The sequence below is a fragment of the Caballeronia sp. DA-9 genome (genome assembly GCF_051615025.1).
Taxonomy (GTDB): Bacteria; Pseudomonadota; Gammaproteobacteria; order Burkholderiales; family Burkholderiaceae; genus Caballeronia; species Caballeronia sordidicola.
Window position 1 is genome coordinate 93,490 of sequence record NZ_CP195134.1, and the last position, 16,572, is coordinate 110,061.

Below are 16,572 nucleotides of genomic sequence, written 5' to 3' on the forward strand. Positions count from 1 at the left end.
AAAGCCGCTTCATGCGCCTTGGCGGACGTCGTATGCGAAAGCAATTTCACCGCTCTATCGGCTCAATAACCCACACTTCAGTGGAGCGAACTTGTAGCGAAGCTTCGCTGTCTTTAATTTGCCGGGGCTCCACAGCCGCCACAAAATTTTGCGCCAGCAGCAAGCGCGACCCCACATTGGGAACATGCCCCAGGAGTCATCGAAGCGCCACATTGCGAACAGAATTTCGCATCCGGCGGGTTCGCAGCGCTGCATTTGGCACACGCCAAGCTGGGGTCGGTTGACGCGTTACCCCGACCCCAACCTTGACCGGACTCTCGGCCATAATTGTCCGGGGTACGGTAGTTCTCTTGATACTCCGGTCTGTGTCGGTCGCCATGCCCTGATCCGTGACCAGAGCCGTGGTGTTCTTTACGGTTGCGTCCTTCGCCGCTGTGCCCACCGCCGTGATTGCTGCCATGCCCTCCGCCGTGTCCGCTCAAAAACCGGTCCAAAAGTCCCATTTTGCCTCCAGAATAACGTCGTAGAAACGTGCGTATCCAACTAGGCTCAGCTTACTTGCGCAGTAGCCGGAGTCCGTTGCCGACCACAAGCAGGCTTGCCCCCACATCAGCGAACACGGCCATCCACATCGTGCCCAGTCCAATCAGCGTCAGCGTCAGGAACACAGCCTTGATTCCAAGCGCTAGTACGATGTTTTGCACGAGGATAGAATGCGTTGCTTTTGACAGACGCACAAAGGCGGGGATTTTGCGAAGGTCATCATCCATGAGCGCAACATCGGCCGTCTCGATAGCGGTGTCGGTTCCCATTGCGCCCATCGCGAAGCCAATGTTGGCACGCGCAAGCGCAGGCGCGTCATTAATACCATCGCCAACCATACCGACTACCGAACCATTAGTGGAAAGATCGACGACTGCCTTGAGTTTGTGTTCCGGTAGCTGATTTCCACGAGCCTGGTCAATCCCTACCTGCTGGGCGATCGTCTGCGCAGTGTGCGGATTGTCGCCGGTCAGCATCGCGGTGCGGATGCCGAGCGTGTGCAAATCTTCGATTGCTGCCCGGCTCGTCTCCTTGACCGTATCGGCGACGGCGAACAAGGCAAGGACATGGACTGCATCGCTCAGCATGACAACGGTCTTGCCCTGCCGCTCCAGGGATTCAAGGTGTGTCTCCAGCGCAGCGGAGCACTGCCCGAGTTCTTCAACGAGCCGGTGATTGCCAAGTGAATACGCCTTTCCGGCCACTATGCCGCGCACGCCCCGCCCCGGAATAGCTTCGAAGCCGTCGACATTTAAGCGACCAACGCCCGAACTGTCGGCTGCCTTGCCGATTGACTGAGAGACGGGATGATCCGATCGGCCAGCTAAACTGGCAGCAATTCGCCTACATTGCTCGAAGTCAACGTCGTCACTGAGCAACTCGAAATCGGTCTGGACTGGTTTCCCGTGGGTGATGGTGCCCGTCTTATCGAGCGCGAGCCACGCAAGCTTGCGTCCTTCTTCGAGATAGACGCCGCCCTTGACGAGAATACCTTTTCGGGCCGCTGCCGCTAGTCCGCTTACGATCGTGACCGGGGTCGAGATGACGAGTGCGCATGGGCAAGCGATCACGAGTAAGACAAGCGCCTTATAGACCCACTCTTGCCAACTCCCGCCCGCGAGAAGCGGTGGCACAATCGCCACAGCAAGCGCAATCGCGAATACGACTGGCGTATAGACGCGTGCAAACTGATCGACAAAACGCTGCGTCGGAGCCTTGGCGCCCTGGGCCTCTTCCACAGCGTGAATAATTCGTGCAAGGGTTGTGTTACTGGCGATCGCGGTGACCTTGAATTCAAGCGAGCCTATCTCATTGATCGTGCCCGCGAACACGGTGTCGCCCTCCGCCTTATCAACAGGCAGACTTTCACCGGTAATCGGAGCCTGATTGACTGTTGATCGTCCTGCCACGACCGTGCCATCTAGTCCAATACGTTCGCCCGGCTTGATCCGCACGACGGCGCCAATAGCAACCGACTTTGCATCGATATCCGCCCATGTTCCATCCGCCTGGCGTACAGTCGCCTTCGCCGGCGTCAGTTGCATAAGCCCCTGGATGGCGTTGCGTGCGCGATCAAGCGATTTGGCCTCAATCAGTTCGGCAGCGGTAAAGAGCACCATCACCATCGCCGCTTCTGGCCATTGCCTGAGCACGAGCGCACCCGTTACCGCAATACTCATGAGCGCGTTGATGTTCAAATTGCCATTGGAGATCGCAACCCAACCTTTCTTGTAAGTAGTCAGGCCGCAGGCAACGACAGCAAAGATAGCCAGAGCGGCAGGTATCCACACGGGTGCACCCAGCCAGCTGGCCGCTTCCGACCCGACTGCCGCAACCCCTGCCAACGCGAGCGGCCACCACGGCTTTTTGGGTTCAGCCACGGCAGTGTCGAGTTGACCGGTCGTGCCCGGCAACTCTGGCGTAAATCCGAGCGACCGGATTGCTGCCGCTACGGAGTCCAGCGCGTCAGGAGCATGCTCGACTGTGATTACCCGCTGCATGAGATTGAATTCCATGCCTTCCACGGTTTTCATCGTCCCGAGCTTCTTGCGGATAAGCGCTTCTTCAGTCGGGCAATCCATCTGCATGATCCGAATCGGCGTGCGAATGTTTTTACCGACTACTTGCGCTCCGGAAAGGCTTTCGAGCGAGGCCAGGGCCGTGGCGCAACATGCCTCGGAATGGTGATGGTTGTGTCCATCATGACCATGCGCGTGCGCTCCGTGCTCGTGTGACGTGTCCTCGGGTCCGTGATGGTGGGCGTGCTCGGCGCGCGAGACGAATGAGCTATGGTCATCGCCGTGGGTATCATGACCATGGGCGTGCGCTTCGTGATTGTGTGCCGCACCTTCCGACTCATGATGGTGGGCGTGCTCAGCGGACAAAGGCGATTGACTATGGGCGTGGTTTTCAGCGAACGAATCCGGAGCGGGCGCGCAGGAAGAATGGATAGGGGCGCCCATGGACGAAGGGCCATTGTCGCGCCTGCCTGGACCTTCAAGCGCCTCTTTTCGAGGAGCTTTTGCTTGAGTCCCACAGCAATTACCGCGCTCAGACTTCGGTAATTCTTGCAATTCACGTTCGGACGCGATTTTGGTTGAGTCGGACATCTGTGGCTTCCTGGCTAGATTTGTGTTCTAGTAAACACCTTGAAGTCACTACAAGGTCAAGCGATATTCGGAGGTTCAAATGAAAATAGGAGAACTCGCAAAGCTTGCTCGATGCACCACCGAGACGGTTCGCTTTTACGAAAAAGAGGGGCTCATGCCTGACGCCGATCGCACCGTTGCAAATTATCGCGACTATTCGGCGGCGCATTTGGATCGACTACGCTTTATTCGAAATTGCCGAGCGCTCGATATGGCACATGATGAGATACGGGCATTGCTAGGGTTAACGGATGCGCCGACGGGGCCGTGCGGCGGCATCAATTTACTGGTCGACGAACATATTTCCCATGTCGACCATCGCATTGCAGAACTGATGGAATTGCGAGCGCAACTCATTGACTTGAGGAGCCGGTGTGAAGCGGAACAGGCTGTGGGGGACTGCGGAATTGTTCGGGAGCTTTCAAACATGGACGTTATGCCCTCGCGTATGAAACATTCGCACGTTGGTTAACGATATGCGCTGCCTTCGCATAAGCGGCTGGTGTTTTGCGATGGCCGTTTCGCAGATGTACGCGCTACTCGTACCGAGAAATCCCAAAGCGCGGTCGTTCTAAATCGTGGGGATTGACTACAAAAGTCAATAGATTGGCATGAATCGATTCGCATAGATCATCGCATTTTTCTCACGAGGCGCTAGGATTAACCATGGCTGAACATGATCACCACGACAGCGATCACGCGGATCACGAGCACGGTGCGGGAGGGCACCATCACCACCATACGGCACCTGCCGGCTTCGACGGTGCATTCGCTATCGGGTCGGCGTTAAATGCAGCATTTGTCATCGCCGAAGTCATCTACGGTCTGAGCGCGCACTCAGTCGCCCTGCTCGCGGATGCGGCCCACAACCTTGGGGACGTGCTTGGATTGTTATTGGCGTGGTGGGCTGCGTGGCTTGGGCGCCGTAGTCCCACTCGCAATCGCACTTACGGCTTCGGACGGAGCTCAATCCTTGCCTCTTTAACGAACGCTGTTGTGCTCCTGATTGGGGTGGGCGGCATTACAGTCGAAGCCGTACGTCGTCTTGTCGAAGGGGTTCCGCCAGGTGCGGTCGGTGGCCAAACAGTCATGATCGTTGCCGGTGCAGGAATCGTTATAAATGGCGTCACCGCTCTGCTGTTCGCTCGTGGTCGAAAGGGCGATCTCAACGTGAAAGGCGCTTTCTTGCATATGGCGTCTGACGCCGTCGTGTCAGCGGGTGTTGTGATATCGGGGCTCGTGATTATACTGAGTGGATGGTCTTGGCTCGATCCTGTCGTAAGCCTTGCTGTTGCTGCGTTAATCCTGGTCTCGACGTGGAGTCTCCTGCGCGATAGTGTAAATCTTGCGCTCGACAAGGTGCCTGAGGGCGTGGACGCAGAGAAAGTGCACGCCTATCTTGCAGCGCTTCCCGGCGTCCGGGATGTGCACGACATTCATATTTGGGCCCTGAGCACGACCGCAACCGCCTTAACGGCGCATCTGGTGCGCCCAAACAACGGTCTTGATGATGCTTTTCTGAACCATGCCTGCGAAGGTTTAGAGGAGCGCTTTGCGATTGGCCATGCAACCTTTCAGATTGAGGAAGGGGATCCGGGGTATCTCTGTCGGCTGGCACCCACAAATGTTGTTTAGTGCTGAAACTTGAACGCGTGTTGGGCGCACACTACCGGCCGTTGATCCTCCGTCCGCAGGCGCCGCTCAACAAAATACCGAATGACGATACCGGGTCGCCGGTAACTTTGATGCCTCGAATTAGTTCTGGCGACGCGATTTTCCACCCCGTCGTGCAAGCCCAACTCCGCTCCCTATAAGCGCAAATCATTTCTTCGCGAACGGCTGGACCCCCCCGCGTCTTTGAACGGTTTATGCGTTTGCTTTCGAGGGGGCAAGGATGCCAACGACCGTCGTCGCAATCCGGCCCCAGTGACATCTTTATTTCGCATAAGCATTCCCCTTCAAATATGACTTGGCGCCTTGAGCGCAAGTGAAAACTGGGCGAAGTGACAATTTTATTGATGCAACGTTGACAGTTTTAATGCGGTCTACGCGTGGCGACTGACGACTCAATGAGCTCTTTAATCTCCTTGGCTGCGGCAGACGATCGCTGAGCAAGACTGCGAACCTCGCTTGCGACAACCGCAAAACCGCGGCCGTGCTCGCCTGCTCGAGCGGCTTCGACAGCCGCGTTCAACGCCAAGATGTTCGTTTGAAATGCAACGCCTTCAATCAATCCAGTGATCTCGGAGATCTTTGTCGAGTTGTCACTGATCTTGCCGATTGTGTCTAACATTGATCGCACGGAAGTTGCGCCAGTTCCCGCGGTTGTGGCGGCGTCTGAAGCGAGAGCGCTAGCTTGGCGAGCATTCTCGGCGGTTTGTTTGACGGTTGCTGTCAGCTCGATCATGCTAGAGGCAGTCTCTTCTAACGAAGCTGCCTGTTCTTCAGTGCGCGACGATAAGTCGACATTGCCGGCCGCGATTTGCTTGCTCGCAGTACTGACAGAATCCGACGATGAATATACGAGCGCGAGGACGCCGGAAATTCGAGCAATTAGGGCGTTGTAGGCTGATGCTGCAAGTCCTATCTCGTCCATCACGCTGACCGGTATCCGCCGTGTCAGATCCAATGACTCGCTCGCTGAGAGAAGCACTGCCTTCATACCACGAAGGCTTGCTCGAATATGTGTGAGTATGCGAAAGGCCGTGACAGCAGTGAAAAGCATTATCAATGCAATGCCGACGGCCAAGGTGGTCACTGATTTTTTGTAGGCAGCGGCATTGGCCATTCGCAGATTGTCCGCAAGTCGAACCTCATGTTCGATATGCGATGCAATGCCCGCGCGCAGTTTTTTGCTCGCGGCATCAAGCGGTCCATCTCCATACAGCATGGTTTTCGTCGCTTCCAGGTCACCTGCGCGCGACGTTTCCATCAGCTTAAGTGTTCCGGCTTTATAGGCTTCGAGATTGGACTTGTCGGCGTTACGCAGACTTGCGCCACTTTCGTCAAGGTCGTGCGTATTCCCTGAATCAGAGAGCAATCGATCCAAGCCGGTTTTCTTCTCGGCAACAACGGCCTCGATCTTCGACTTTCCCGCAGCGTCGGAAATCAGCGCATGACGGTACAAGAGAATGCGGATTTCGGTGAGGTTGGCGGTTACCGCATCAAGCGTCTTGATAGACGGCAAAACATCCGAGTAAATGCTTTCAAATCGATCTTGCGACTCTGCCAGTTGAAAGAGCCCGTAGGCGCCGGTCACCACCAACGAGGCGGTACAGACGCAAAAAGCCACAGTGAGTCTGTTCACGATGTTCATTGTGCTATCCGATTTGGTTGTATTCGCACCAGCATCGGTTGGTCTTCACGCAACGGTCGCAGGCGCCCTTTATCTCGATATATCCGGTATAACGGAAATGTTAGAAAGTTCTTTAGCCCTGAGTTACCCTCGTCTTGGGGCATGTCTGAACGTTGGGACATCGAACAGATAGTCCGCGGGAGTTGTGGGATAGCAAGGCGAGAATTTTGTTGATCGGGCTGCTGTCTGCCTGCTCGTTTCGCGGTGGGCGCCGGCGGGTGCGCGAAAGCAGTCGGGACGATATTGTGCAATCCGAGGAGATCGGATAGTAGTGAGCGCGTCGTATGCAGCGGCATGTCTTGTTGGCAATGCGAAAGCTCTCATATGAGTTCGACATCGCCTTAACCCAGTCGCTGCACTTGGCCCGACTAAGGACTTTCAGACGTCGAACTTGTAGCATCCTTCCAACGATGATAAATATCGATGTGTCCCGAATTATCGAAGTAATTGATCCGTAAAACTCCATGTCGAAAGAAACTACAACACTACCGATTCCAGTTGATGTTTTAGTCATTGGCGGCGGACAATCGGCACTTGCCACATCCTACTTTCTGCGCCGAGCGGCTGTCAGTTATCTGGTCCTAGATGATCAGCCGGCCCCCGGCGGCGCATGGCAGCACGCATGGGATTCACTTAGCTTGTTTTCACCGGCGCAATGGAGCTCACTTCCAGGTTGGTTGATGCCGTCAATGGAAGACGAGTATCCGTCGCGCGATCACGTTGTGCGCTACCTGGCCCAGTACGAAGTGCGCTATGAAATCCCAGTGCGTCGTAACGCGCGGGTGATCTCGGTGTCCGGTGAGGACGACGGGTTGCTCGTTTCGACGGACGACTGCCAATGGCTTGCACAAACAGTCGTCAGCGCGACTGGGTCGTGGAGCGCCCCGTTCATTCCGACATATCCGGGCCAAGAGACATTCGGAGGCATCCAGATGCATTCGGCGCAATACAAAAGCCCGGAGCGGTTTAAGGGAAAGGATGTGCTGGTGATCGGCGGAGGCAACTCAGGAGCACAAATTCAAGCCGAACTGTCGCAGGTCTGTAACACAACCTGGGTGACAGTGGAGTCCCCGACGTTTCTGCCAGATGACGTGGATGGGCGCGTTCTCTTTGAGCGCGCAACGCTGCGGTGGAAGGCACGAGCGGAGGGGAGGCCTGATCCGTTCCCAAGCGGCGGTCTCGGACACATCGTTATGATTCCGCCCGTGCGGGAAGCGCGCGAACGTGGTGTCATGCACTCGGTGCGGCCGTTCTCCAAATTCGTCGAGGATGGTGTCGTTTGGGCGGATGGGGCACGCGCGCATGTTGACGCGGTATTGTGGTGTACGGGCTTTCGACCTGCGCTGCAACACTTAGGACCGCTGCACCTTATAAATGACGCCGGCCAAGTGGACGTCCTTGATGGCCGAGCGACGCAGGAGCCGAGGCTTTGGCTGGTCGGATATGGCGACTGGTGCGGTTTCGCCTCAGCAACACTCATCGGTGTCATGCGAACTGCAAGGTCGACGGTTGCACAGATTACCGAGTATTTGAACTCAATCGAAAAGGAAATTTTATGAGCGTCACCATCTATCACAATCCGGAATGTGGCACTTCGCGTAACGCGCTCGCCATGATTCGAAATGCGGGCATCGAACCGACGGTCATTGAGTATCTGAAGACACCTCCGAGCCGCGAAGTCCTAACCCAACTGATCAAGGAATCGGGTCTAAGCGTTCGCGATGCGATACGGCAAAAAGGAACTCCCTATGCGGATCTCGGCTTGGACGACCCGATGCTCAGCGATGAGCAACTTATCGACGCAATGCTGGAACATCCGATCCTGATCAACCGGCCGTTCGTCGTCACCCCCGTTGGAGTACGACTTTGTCGGCCGTCGGAGATCCTTCTCGACATCCTCCCTGAAGCGCTCATGAAGCCTTTCACGAAGGAGGACGGAGAGGTAGTCATCGACGCTCAAGGAAAACGCGTCGGCTGATCAAGCGTTCTCATCCACCGAGCAGCGACATTTCAGCATGACGCTGCTCTACCTTTCCAGTGTCCGTTCCTCGCTCCTCCGAGTATCGGTCACTGCGCGCTCTCCAGACGCTCCGAATATCCTGCTGAGTCTGCTCCGTACTCGCGCATCGCCTCAATGCGGGTCGCAGGTCAAATCCTTCAGCACCGAAAGGGCACGTGAAGAGTCGCCCATCTGCTGTGAGCCGAAGCCGCGTGCAATCCGCGCAAAACGGCTCGGTGACACTTGAAATAAACCCTACACTGCCCATGCCGTCTGCGAACCGAAACAGTCGCGATGTGGTGCGTTCCGTTCGGAAGCCATCAGTTGCAGGGAAGACGCGGTCGATGCGCTCGACGAGTTCTGAGGACGGCACCACGTCCCGCAGGTTCCACTGATTCGTGGCTCCAACGTCCATGTACTCGATGAACCTAGGCGTCACGCCTGTTCCTTGAAATCGATGAATGATTGGAATAATTTGGTCTTCGTTCACCCCTCGCTTGACGACCGTGTTTATCTTTATATTTTCCATACCCGCCTCGACGGCCGCATCAATGTAAGCGCCCGGCAAAGTCAGGGGTGAGCTCAATCAGGGGACAGGTGGTACCCAGTTATGCGGAAGCAATTCGGCGATCTTATCGGCCCGCTGTGTCGGCAGTCGCGTGAGGACGTCTTTCAGATATGCGTATGGGTCGTGCCCATTGAGCTGAGCGGAACGCACCAGACTCATGATGGCCGCAGCTCGTTGTCCAGCGCGTAGAGAACCTGCAAATAACCAGTTCGCCCGTCCGATTGCCCAGGGTCTGATCAGGTTCTCGATTCGGTTGTTGTCTATGGGTACATGAGGATCGTCGAGATAGCGCGTGAGCGCCTGCCAACGCTTAAGGTTGTAGTCCAGTGCTATGGCGATCGGCGAGCCCTCGGATACAAGTTTGCGCTGAGCGAGCATCCAGACATGCAACGCCTGCGCAATTGGCCGGCCTCGCTCTTCACGACTTGCTCGTCGCTGCTCAGCGTCTAAGTCGGCGGCTTCGCGCTCGACGTCATAGAGCGCCACGAGAATTTCAATGCCTGCTCGGCGATCTGGCTCTTCTTGCTCGCATGCAGATCGAAGAATTTTCTCCGCGCGTGCGCCATGCAGCCAATTTCCGTGATGCCCAGCTTAAATCCTGCTTTATAACCGCTGTAATCGTCGACGACCAGCTTGCCACGCCAGTTGCCCAAGAAGGCGCGGGCATGTTCGCCAGATCTGCCGTCGGCGAACTCGTACACGACAGCGCGCACCTTTGCATACTGGGTCGAGGAGTACGCCCACAAATAGGCGCGATGTGTCTTCCCTTTGCCGGGGCTCAACATCTGCACTGGCGTTTCGTCTGCATGTAGGACGCTGTGGCGCAGTAGTTCCTCGCGAAGCGCGTCTACCAAGGGCTGCAAACGCACACCAGATATGCCCACCCAGCCGCCGAGCGTCGATTGTGGAATTGCCAGGCCCGCGCGGGCGAAGATGCGTTCCTGCCGGTACAGAGGAAGGTGGTCGCCGTATTTGGCGACCAACACCTGTGCGAGCAAGCCATTCGTTGGAATCTTTTTGTCAATCACATGCGGTGGCACCGGCGCCTGGATCAACGTCTCGCACGCTTTACATGCCCACTTCCCACGGATGTGGCGCTCAACAGTGAACACGCCCGGAGCGTAGTCGAGCTTCTCACTGATATCCTCGCCAATACGCACGCGCTGGCAGCCACAGGGGCAGTTCAACTCTGTCGGCTCGTGATGAATGTCGGTGCGGGGCAACTGGGGCGGCAACGGCAAGCGTTTGGCCTGCTTGCGAGGCTTCTCCTGCGGCGCGTCCGAGCGCAGTTCATCCAGCTCGGCCTCAAGCGCGGCCAAATCCTCATCAATGGCCTCGTCCAGCAAGCTCAACTGCTCGGTGGTGAACTGTTCGCTACGTTTGCCGAATTGCAGGCGTTTGATGACCGAGAGCTCGTGGGTGAGCTGGTCAATGCGCGTTTGGCGGTAGTGCGATTCACGCGTCTTCTCGTCGACCTGAGTCATCAACTGCCGCGCGAGCGCGCGCAGTTGATCGGGGTTCAGGGCATCGAGATCAGTGGGTGAATTCATGCCCCCAAGTTTGCCAGCACTTGCACGCCGGGGGAATCGGAACTGTTTACGTCACTTGCTATACCACCGCGATTACGTGGTCGTGCGCCAACGTCTGCCAGGGCAGCCCGATCACGAGTGCGCGCAGTTGCTCGAGATTTAACGTCTCAGAAATATCACTATGACCATTGGCCCAAACGAAATGACCTTTGTTCAAGCGTCGTGCAGCAAGCCAGACGCCAAATCCGTCGTACACCAGGACCTTCATGCGCGTCGAGCGCTGATTGGCAAACAGATATGCATGATGTGGCCGTGCGGACCCAAATACCTTCACCACGCGAGCAAGGATGGTATCGGCGCCGGCACGCATATCGAGGGGTTCGGTCGCAAGCCAAATGGCGTCGATGCGGATCATCGTAGCACCTCCCGAACCCAAGCTGCACTGTCACTCAAACAAAGCTGCGGCCACAGCACTGACACGGTTGTGCCATTGCGCTGAATGTCGATACGCACGTTCGCTTGCGCCGCGTCGGGCGCTTGTGGTGTCGGCACGGTCATTGGCAACGCGACGAAGGCAGGCTTTACGTCGACAACAACCGATTTGAGTGCAGGCAGTGCAGCGTCGCTGGAATCGGCGGCATCTTTAATCCAACGCCGCAGCACATTGGGGTTCAGACCATGCGAAATCGCCACGGCTGAACATGAGACGCCGACCTGGCGACATTGTTCGATAAGCTCTGACTTGAACGAGGTGCTGTAGGTGCGCCGTGTGCGCCCGGTCGGAATGTCTTGGGAAATAGTGTGCACGTGTCCGCTTCCTGATCGTGGAAACGTATGCTCTTACGCCAAAGTATAGAAAACCAGATGAGATTGCCGGGTGCTTACGCATCAATTCCATCGAGCACCACGTCTACGTCAACGGTTGAACCGCTCATGGTGGCGAACACCTGCGCATCGAGCGCATCCAGACTAACCGTGAGACGGTTCATTCCCGCATCATGTAGGCCGCGCGCCTTACGGCGTAGAAGCGAACCATTGGTCGTTAGAGTCACTTCTACAGGATGACCAGACGGTGTGCGAAGCGCGCTAAGCTCTGCCACCAATAGCTTGATGTCTTTGCGTAACAATGGTTCTCCGCCGGTCAATCGGAGCTTCTCGACACCCGCCGCGATCGCCGCAGTCGCGACTGTTTCAATTTCGTCAAACGAAAGAATTCGCTCGCGCGGCAAGTACTCGTACTCCTTGCCAAACACGGCGCTCGGCATGCAGTACGAGCAGCGGAAGTTGCACCTGTCTGTCAGCGAGATTCTCAGGTCTCGCATGGGACGACGCAATTGGTCAATTGCGAGTCCTTCCAAATGCGGTTCGACTGGCATCACGTGCCGCAATAGTCGCATGTCTGAGATCGGGAAAAAACACGGTACAGTCTTGATGACATAGAACCGCCTCGTCGCGTCACTGAGTCGGCGCACCGGCCAACACCCATGTCAAAACAACCCGCAAATCGGCGTCGCTTATTCCCGGGTTCGGCGGCATCGCCATTGGGCCCCAAACACCGGAGCCGCCGTTCTTGACCTTCTTCGTTAAGGTGGCAAGAGCGTCGGCGTCCCCCTTGTACTTTAGGCCGACATCGTGGTACGCCGGACCGACGACCTTGTGGTCGACAGCGTGGCAGCTGAAGCACATGTTTTTGCTAGCGATGCCTTGTGCTTTTGCTGCGTCAACATCCGCAAGTGTGTGGGTAGTGGCAAATGCGGCCAGACAAATAGCGAGCAATCGTTTCATCGAATCGTCCCGTGAAAAAGAACGCCGCGTGCATCCCTGTCCGCGGCGTGGTGAAGGTTATGCAAAACGGCGGCTCTTGAAGCTCACAGTTCGTTTGTAATCTTCCATCGAGCCCACTCGGCGGAGGTTGGCCCATGTGCCCTTGTAGTATGGAATGACATTGCGGTCGACCCAGTCGGTCGTAACATCTCCCTGGATTCCATTGACGTACCCGAACATCATGAAGGTTTGGTCGCGCTTAATATCCGCCGTCGGGTAGGTCATCGCGTAGGTAGAACCGAAGTCGTTGTAGACCTCGACGACATCGCCAGCTTCCAGCTTCAGTTCCTTTGCGTCGTCCGGATTTATCTCGATATAGGCCATCGGGTAGCGCGCCCGAATGAACTCGTTGTATTGGTCGTGATAAGCCGTCTGCCACACCTCGTTGTTGCGTCCGTTGTTAATCCAGAACCGGAATTTTTCCTTCTGCTGAGCGACGGTTTTAGGCAGGCCACCCCACGGTGCAGGCTTGAATTGGGCCTTGCCGTCAGGCGTATCGAACTTGGAGTCGGTATACAGCATCTCCGTGCCAACAAACTTTCCGTTGTCGAACGACTTAACGGGAAGTTGCACGCCGTTATTTCCTGCGGCTCGCAGCCGCTCGTAAGTCACGAGATGCCCGGTGTCACCTCCCTGGCTATCAATCTTCCCTGCGCCCGGCTGCCCCACTTGCCGAAATCCGTCGTTGAACGCGTCCTCTTCACTTTTCCAATCAAAGCCGCTAAAACGAGTCACCATCGCGGTGTTGCCTTCCGCCTGGTACATGGTCTTTAACGTGTTTGCCACGCGGGCCACGATAAGCGAGTCGGCCATCGCGCTGCCTGGCGCATCCATGAACTTCTGAGAAAGACGCATGCGCCGCTCGCCGTTCATTGATGTCAGATTTGTCTCGCCCGGATGGGCAGCAGGGAGCATCAGGTGCGCGGCTTCTGCAAGTTTCGTGGGATAAAGGTTCACTGACGCAACGAACAGCCCCCCCTTGCTCGTCGCATCGTAAATTACATCAACCATCTCGGCGTCCGTCGCGCCCTTGGCCTTTTGCATTGCCTGTTTCACGATTTGTGAGCGACGCAGGACGGCCTCGCGTAGCGCCTCAGTGTTGTTGCTAGTCTGAAAATTATTGCTACCCCACCAGGTCATCACGCGACCCTTGTCGTGAATGAGCTGTTGGTCGATATATATCTTCGAATCACCCGGGTATGGCGGACGGGTGTAACCTTCTTGATGACCGCCCATACGAACCACGCCAGTACCGCGTCGACCGACATTGTGGGTGGCAAGTACAAGGTCAACCAATGAGGACTGGATAAGGTAATTGTCATTGCCCCAGATGATGCCTTTCTCATATGCATGCATCGTTCGCGTCATCTGTCCCGCAGCTTTGGGCTTATATGCCCATTCGGCAGCGGTACGAATCTTGTCCACGGGAATGCCAGTGACCTTGCTGGAATCCTCCAGGGTCATGTGGTTCGTTTTGACCGCAGCATCGAAGCCATTTGTATGCTGCGCGATAAATTCTTTGTCGACCCAACCTTGTTCGACTACATAGGTGAAGAGGCCGTTGAACAATGCAACGTCGGTTCCCGGCTGAATGTCCAAATGCAGCACGTTGGCAGCGCCGGCAACTTGCTCTGCTATCGCGATAGTAGGCGTACGCCGGGGGTCGACGAAGATAATCTTGGTCGCAGGCGTCGCCTCTCCTGGAAACCGCTGTTTCTTCTTGTCTGTCGTACCACCTTGCAAGTTGGGAATCCAGTGATTCAGGAAGTAATTTGTCTGCGATTCGTATGCGTTGTTTCCGACGGCCATAATGACGTCGGCGACTTCGGCGTCCTCGTATGAATTGTTCAACTCGCCGATTCCCATCTCGCGCGTCGCGTGACATTCCGAGTTGTATGCAGGCCGGTTATGGATGCGCACCATCGGCGTTTGCAGAGCCGTGAACATTAGCTTGCCGGTTGCCCACGTGTTTTCAAAACCGCCTCCGGCACCACCATGGTCGAACGCGGAGAAGACGATGCCACTTGGCCCGTCTTTGTCGAGCGTGCGCTTGAGCAAGCCAGCGTAAATTGCCATAGCACGGTCCCAATCGGTATCAACCCATTGGTCTCCCACGTACATGCGAGGGTTACGTAGGCGCTCGCGAGTGAGTCCATCGGGCGCGTACATATACGTCGCCATCTTGCCACCGCGCGTTGAACTCAACCCGCTATTCACCACGCATTCTTTGTCCGGAACAATCATGATTCGATGGCGGCTGCCGTCCCGATTCTCAACGACATTTGTCATCGCCGGTGTGAGGGTAATGCTCAGCGGGGGAAGTTGCTTCGTATAGTCGAGACCGAGCGCATTCTGATTGGCCGCTCGACCGCCTTCTTCATTCTCAGGCCATTTATAAACGTTGTATCCGCAACCAACGATGCAGAAGTGGCACGTCATATTTGTTCGCTGCGCAGTCACGGGTGGTAACGTGATGCGGCCGCTTTGATTGTCCATATCTCCCCCTGATTAGATAACGTTGGCTTGACGGCCGTACAACATTCCGTCCACGCCATTTGCCGAAATCTTTCCTGTCTTCTCGTCGTATAAAAGTCGGATGCGGGGCAGATTTTCAGTTGCTTGCCCTGCAATCATTTGCCCCGCCTTCTCTGCGTCGAACATGCTGTAGTGGCAACCACACTTAAAGGTGTTGGTTCCGCCATCGAACATGACAGGACACCCCATGTGGGTGCACATCATGCTGTAAGCGACGATGTCCTTGTTTGGACCGACGCCGCCGGGAACAGGCAATCCGAGTTTGATGGCCATGCATGGTGAGGAAGCGTCCGGATAGCTAAAGGTGAGCGGTGTTCCTTGGTTCAGTTGGCTGGCGGTCGTGACGAATTTCGTCAAGTATGGGAGCAAGGTATGGCTGGTGTTTGGAGCGAGCGCAGCAGGTGGTGTCGCTGCACATGCGGGCTTCAAAATCACGGCAGCGGTTGCCGCGGCGCTCGTTCCACCGACCTTCAAAAACGTTCGTCTCGATATATTCTCGTTTGGCATTTCTGCTCCTTGATACCCGCGTGGGCAACCGTTACCATCGGGGCATCAATGGCAAGCTCTATGCCAAAACACGAAGAATGCCGGCCAGCTTGGAATACAACTATTCCACGTTCCTAGAGACGTTAGAATGAGTTTCCGTTTGGTAACGGCTGAAGGGGACAGCGCTATGGAGGGGTTACCGTTCAGTAACGCACGCCGCAAAGTATTGGGCGCACTCGCCGTGGGCGCAGCTGCTTCGTCCTGTGGTCCTGCGCTTGCAGCTGTCCCAGCCCCGCGCAAAAAGATACTTTTCGGGACTACTGCTGTCTTTCTGGATAACCAAGTACGGTTGCTTGCGAAATGGCGCGCGCGGCTTGAGCAACAGTTGGGGGCGGAGGTGGCTTTCGTGCAACGCCGCAGCTACGGCGAGATTACGGAATTGCTTCTCGCAGACCAGCTTGATTTGGCCTGGGTATGCGGCTATCCCTATGTGACGCACGGCGACAAGATGAAATTGCTCGCAGTGCCCCAGTATCAGGGAAAGCCTTTATATCGTTCGTACCTACTGGTTCCGGCATCCGACACATCGACCACGAGCATCGCAGCCCTTGAGGGGAGAGTTTTTGCTTACAGCGACCCGCAATCTAATTCCGGCTATCTCGTTCCGAGAACGGAACTCATACGAATGGGCTTGGACCCGCGACATTTCTTCAGCAAGACGTTCTTCACTTTTGCACATCGCAAGGTGGTTGAAGCGGTCGCATCGGGCCTGGCGTCAGCTGGAGAAATCGACGGGTACATATTCGATACGCTGGTCAGACAAATTCCTGATTCCACTGTTGGCGTTAGGATTGCATGGCGTTCTCCCCAGTATGGGTTTCCACCTATCGTCACTCGCCGCAATCTCGCTGGAGATATGTTCAGCAGCCTGCAAACTGCGTTAGTCTCAATGAACGCCGATGCTGCGGGCAGAGACGTCCTACAGCAGCTCAATCTTGACCGCTTTGTAACCGGCGACGATTCGTTATTCGACGGCGTTCGCGGACTTGTGCAGCTTTCCGACACCGTTGTCGGGTGAGGGCGTC

Annotated in this window: 15 protein-coding genes and 1 pseudogene; 5 read left to right on the plus strand and 11 right to left on the minus strand. The window is 56.1% G+C overall.

The features are described from left to right. Positions 1-113 precede the first annotated feature (113 nt). Together ACRWA7_RS33770 and ACRWA7_RS33775 are read right to left on the minus strand one after the other, a co-directional pair. Positions 114-503 carry a zinc ribbon domain-containing protein gene (locus tag ACRWA7_RS33770; RefSeq protein WP_438397144.1) on the minus strand — a complete coding sequence of 130 codons (390 nt, stop codon included), beginning with the start codon at positions 501-503 and terminating at the stop codon, positions 114-116. Positions 504-554: 51 nt separating this feature from the next. After that, entirely contained in the window at positions 555-3,005 is a 2,451-nt protein-coding gene (locus ACRWA7_RS33775) for a heavy metal translocating P-type ATPase (protein ID WP_438397162.1), read from the minus strand. 226 nt (positions 3,006-3,231) lie between these two features. Here ACRWA7_RS33775 and cadR point away from each other — a divergent pair, with 226 nt between their 5' ends. Next, on the plus strand, positions 3,232-3,663 hold the full coding sequence (gene cadR, locus ACRWA7_RS33780) for a Cd(II)/Pb(II)-responsive transcriptional regulator (RefSeq protein WP_438397145.1): 432 nt from the start codon (positions 3,232-3,234) through the stop codon (positions 3,661-3,663). Between the two features lie 194 nt (positions 3,664-3,857). Further along, positions 3,858-4,826, plus strand: coding sequence for a cation diffusion facilitator family transporter (locus ACRWA7_RS33785; RefSeq protein ID WP_438397147.1), 969 nt, complete (start codon positions 3,858-3,860; stop codon positions 4,824-4,826). 400 nt (positions 4,827-5,226) lie between these two features. Here the strand turns inward: ACRWA7_RS33785 and ACRWA7_RS33790 are convergent, their stop codons facing one another. Further along, positions 5,227-6,507, minus strand: coding sequence for a methyl-accepting chemotaxis protein (locus tag ACRWA7_RS33790; protein WP_438397148.1), 1,281 nt, complete (start codon positions 6,505-6,507; stop codon positions 5,227-5,229). 503 nt (positions 6,508-7,010) lie between these two features. Between ACRWA7_RS33790 and ACRWA7_RS33795 the strand changes: the two genes are divergently transcribed. Both ACRWA7_RS33795 and arsC read left to right on the plus strand, forming a co-directional pair. After that, a complete protein-coding gene (locus ACRWA7_RS33795; protein ID WP_438397149.1) occupies positions 7,011-8,105 on the plus strand; it encodes an ArsO family NAD(P)H-dependent flavin-containing monooxygenase in 1,095 nt (364 codons plus the stop codon). Beyond that, on the plus strand, positions 8,102-8,524 hold the full coding sequence (gene arsC / locus ACRWA7_RS33800) for an arsenate reductase (glutaredoxin) (protein ID WP_438397151.1): 423 nt from the start codon (positions 8,102-8,104) through the stop codon (positions 8,522-8,524). The genes ACRWA7_RS33795 and arsC overlap by 4 nt, the downstream gene beginning before the upstream one ends. 10 nt (positions 8,525-8,534) lie before the next feature. On the opposite strand, the gene ACRWA7_RS33805 is transcribed toward arsC, so the two are convergent. The 8 genes and pseudogenes from ACRWA7_RS33805 to ACRWA7_RS33840 form a co-directional block, all read right to left on the minus strand. After that, complete coding sequence (locus ACRWA7_RS33805; protein ID WP_438397152.1) at positions 8,535-9,074, minus strand: hypothetical protein; 540 nt, start codon at positions 9,072-9,074, stop codon at positions 8,535-8,537. Between the two features lie 57 nt (positions 9,075-9,131). Then, positions 9,132-10,663 (minus strand): annotated as a pseudogene (gene tnpC / locus ACRWA7_RS33810) (IS66 family transposase). 58 nt (positions 10,664-10,721) lie between these two features. Continuing rightward, on the minus strand, positions 10,722-11,057 hold the full coding sequence (gene tnpB / locus ACRWA7_RS33815; RefSeq protein WP_044455394.1) for an IS66 family insertion sequence element accessory protein TnpB: 336 nt from the start codon (positions 11,055-11,057) through the stop codon (positions 10,722-10,724). Beyond that, complete coding sequence (locus tag ACRWA7_RS33820) at positions 11,054-11,449, minus strand: transposase (RefSeq protein ID WP_438397154.1); 396 nt, start codon at positions 11,447-11,449, stop codon at positions 11,054-11,056. The genes tnpB and ACRWA7_RS33820 overlap by 4 nt, the downstream gene beginning before the upstream one ends. 74 nt (positions 11,450-11,523) lie before the next feature. Continuing rightward, positions 11,524-12,039 (minus strand): radical SAM protein, encoded by a 516-nt coding sequence (locus ACRWA7_RS33825; protein ID WP_438397155.1) that lies wholly within the window; start codon positions 12,037-12,039, stop codon positions 11,524-11,526. Positions 12,040-12,097: 58 nt separating this feature from the next. Further along, entirely contained in the window at positions 12,098-12,427 is a 330-nt protein-coding gene (locus ACRWA7_RS33830; RefSeq protein WP_438397156.1) for a c-type cytochrome, read from the minus strand. Between the two features lie 57 nt (positions 12,428-12,484). After that, positions 12,485-14,962 (minus strand): arsenate reductase (azurin) large subunit, encoded by a 2,478-nt coding sequence (locus ACRWA7_RS33835; RefSeq protein WP_438397157.1) that lies wholly within the window; start codon positions 14,960-14,962, stop codon positions 12,485-12,487. Between the two features lie 12 nt (positions 14,963-14,974). Beyond that, positions 14,975-15,508, minus strand: coding sequence for an arsenate reductase (azurin) small subunit (locus ACRWA7_RS33840; RefSeq protein WP_438396883.1), 534 nt, complete (start codon positions 15,506-15,508; stop codon positions 14,975-14,977). Positions 15,509-15,635: 127 nt separating this feature from the next. Between ACRWA7_RS33840 and ACRWA7_RS33845 the strand changes: the two genes are divergently transcribed. Continuing rightward, complete coding sequence (locus ACRWA7_RS33845; protein WP_438396885.1) at positions 15,636-16,565, plus strand: substrate-binding domain-containing protein; 930 nt, start codon at positions 15,636-15,638, stop codon at positions 16,563-16,565. Positions 16,566-16,572 lie beyond the last annotated feature (7 nt).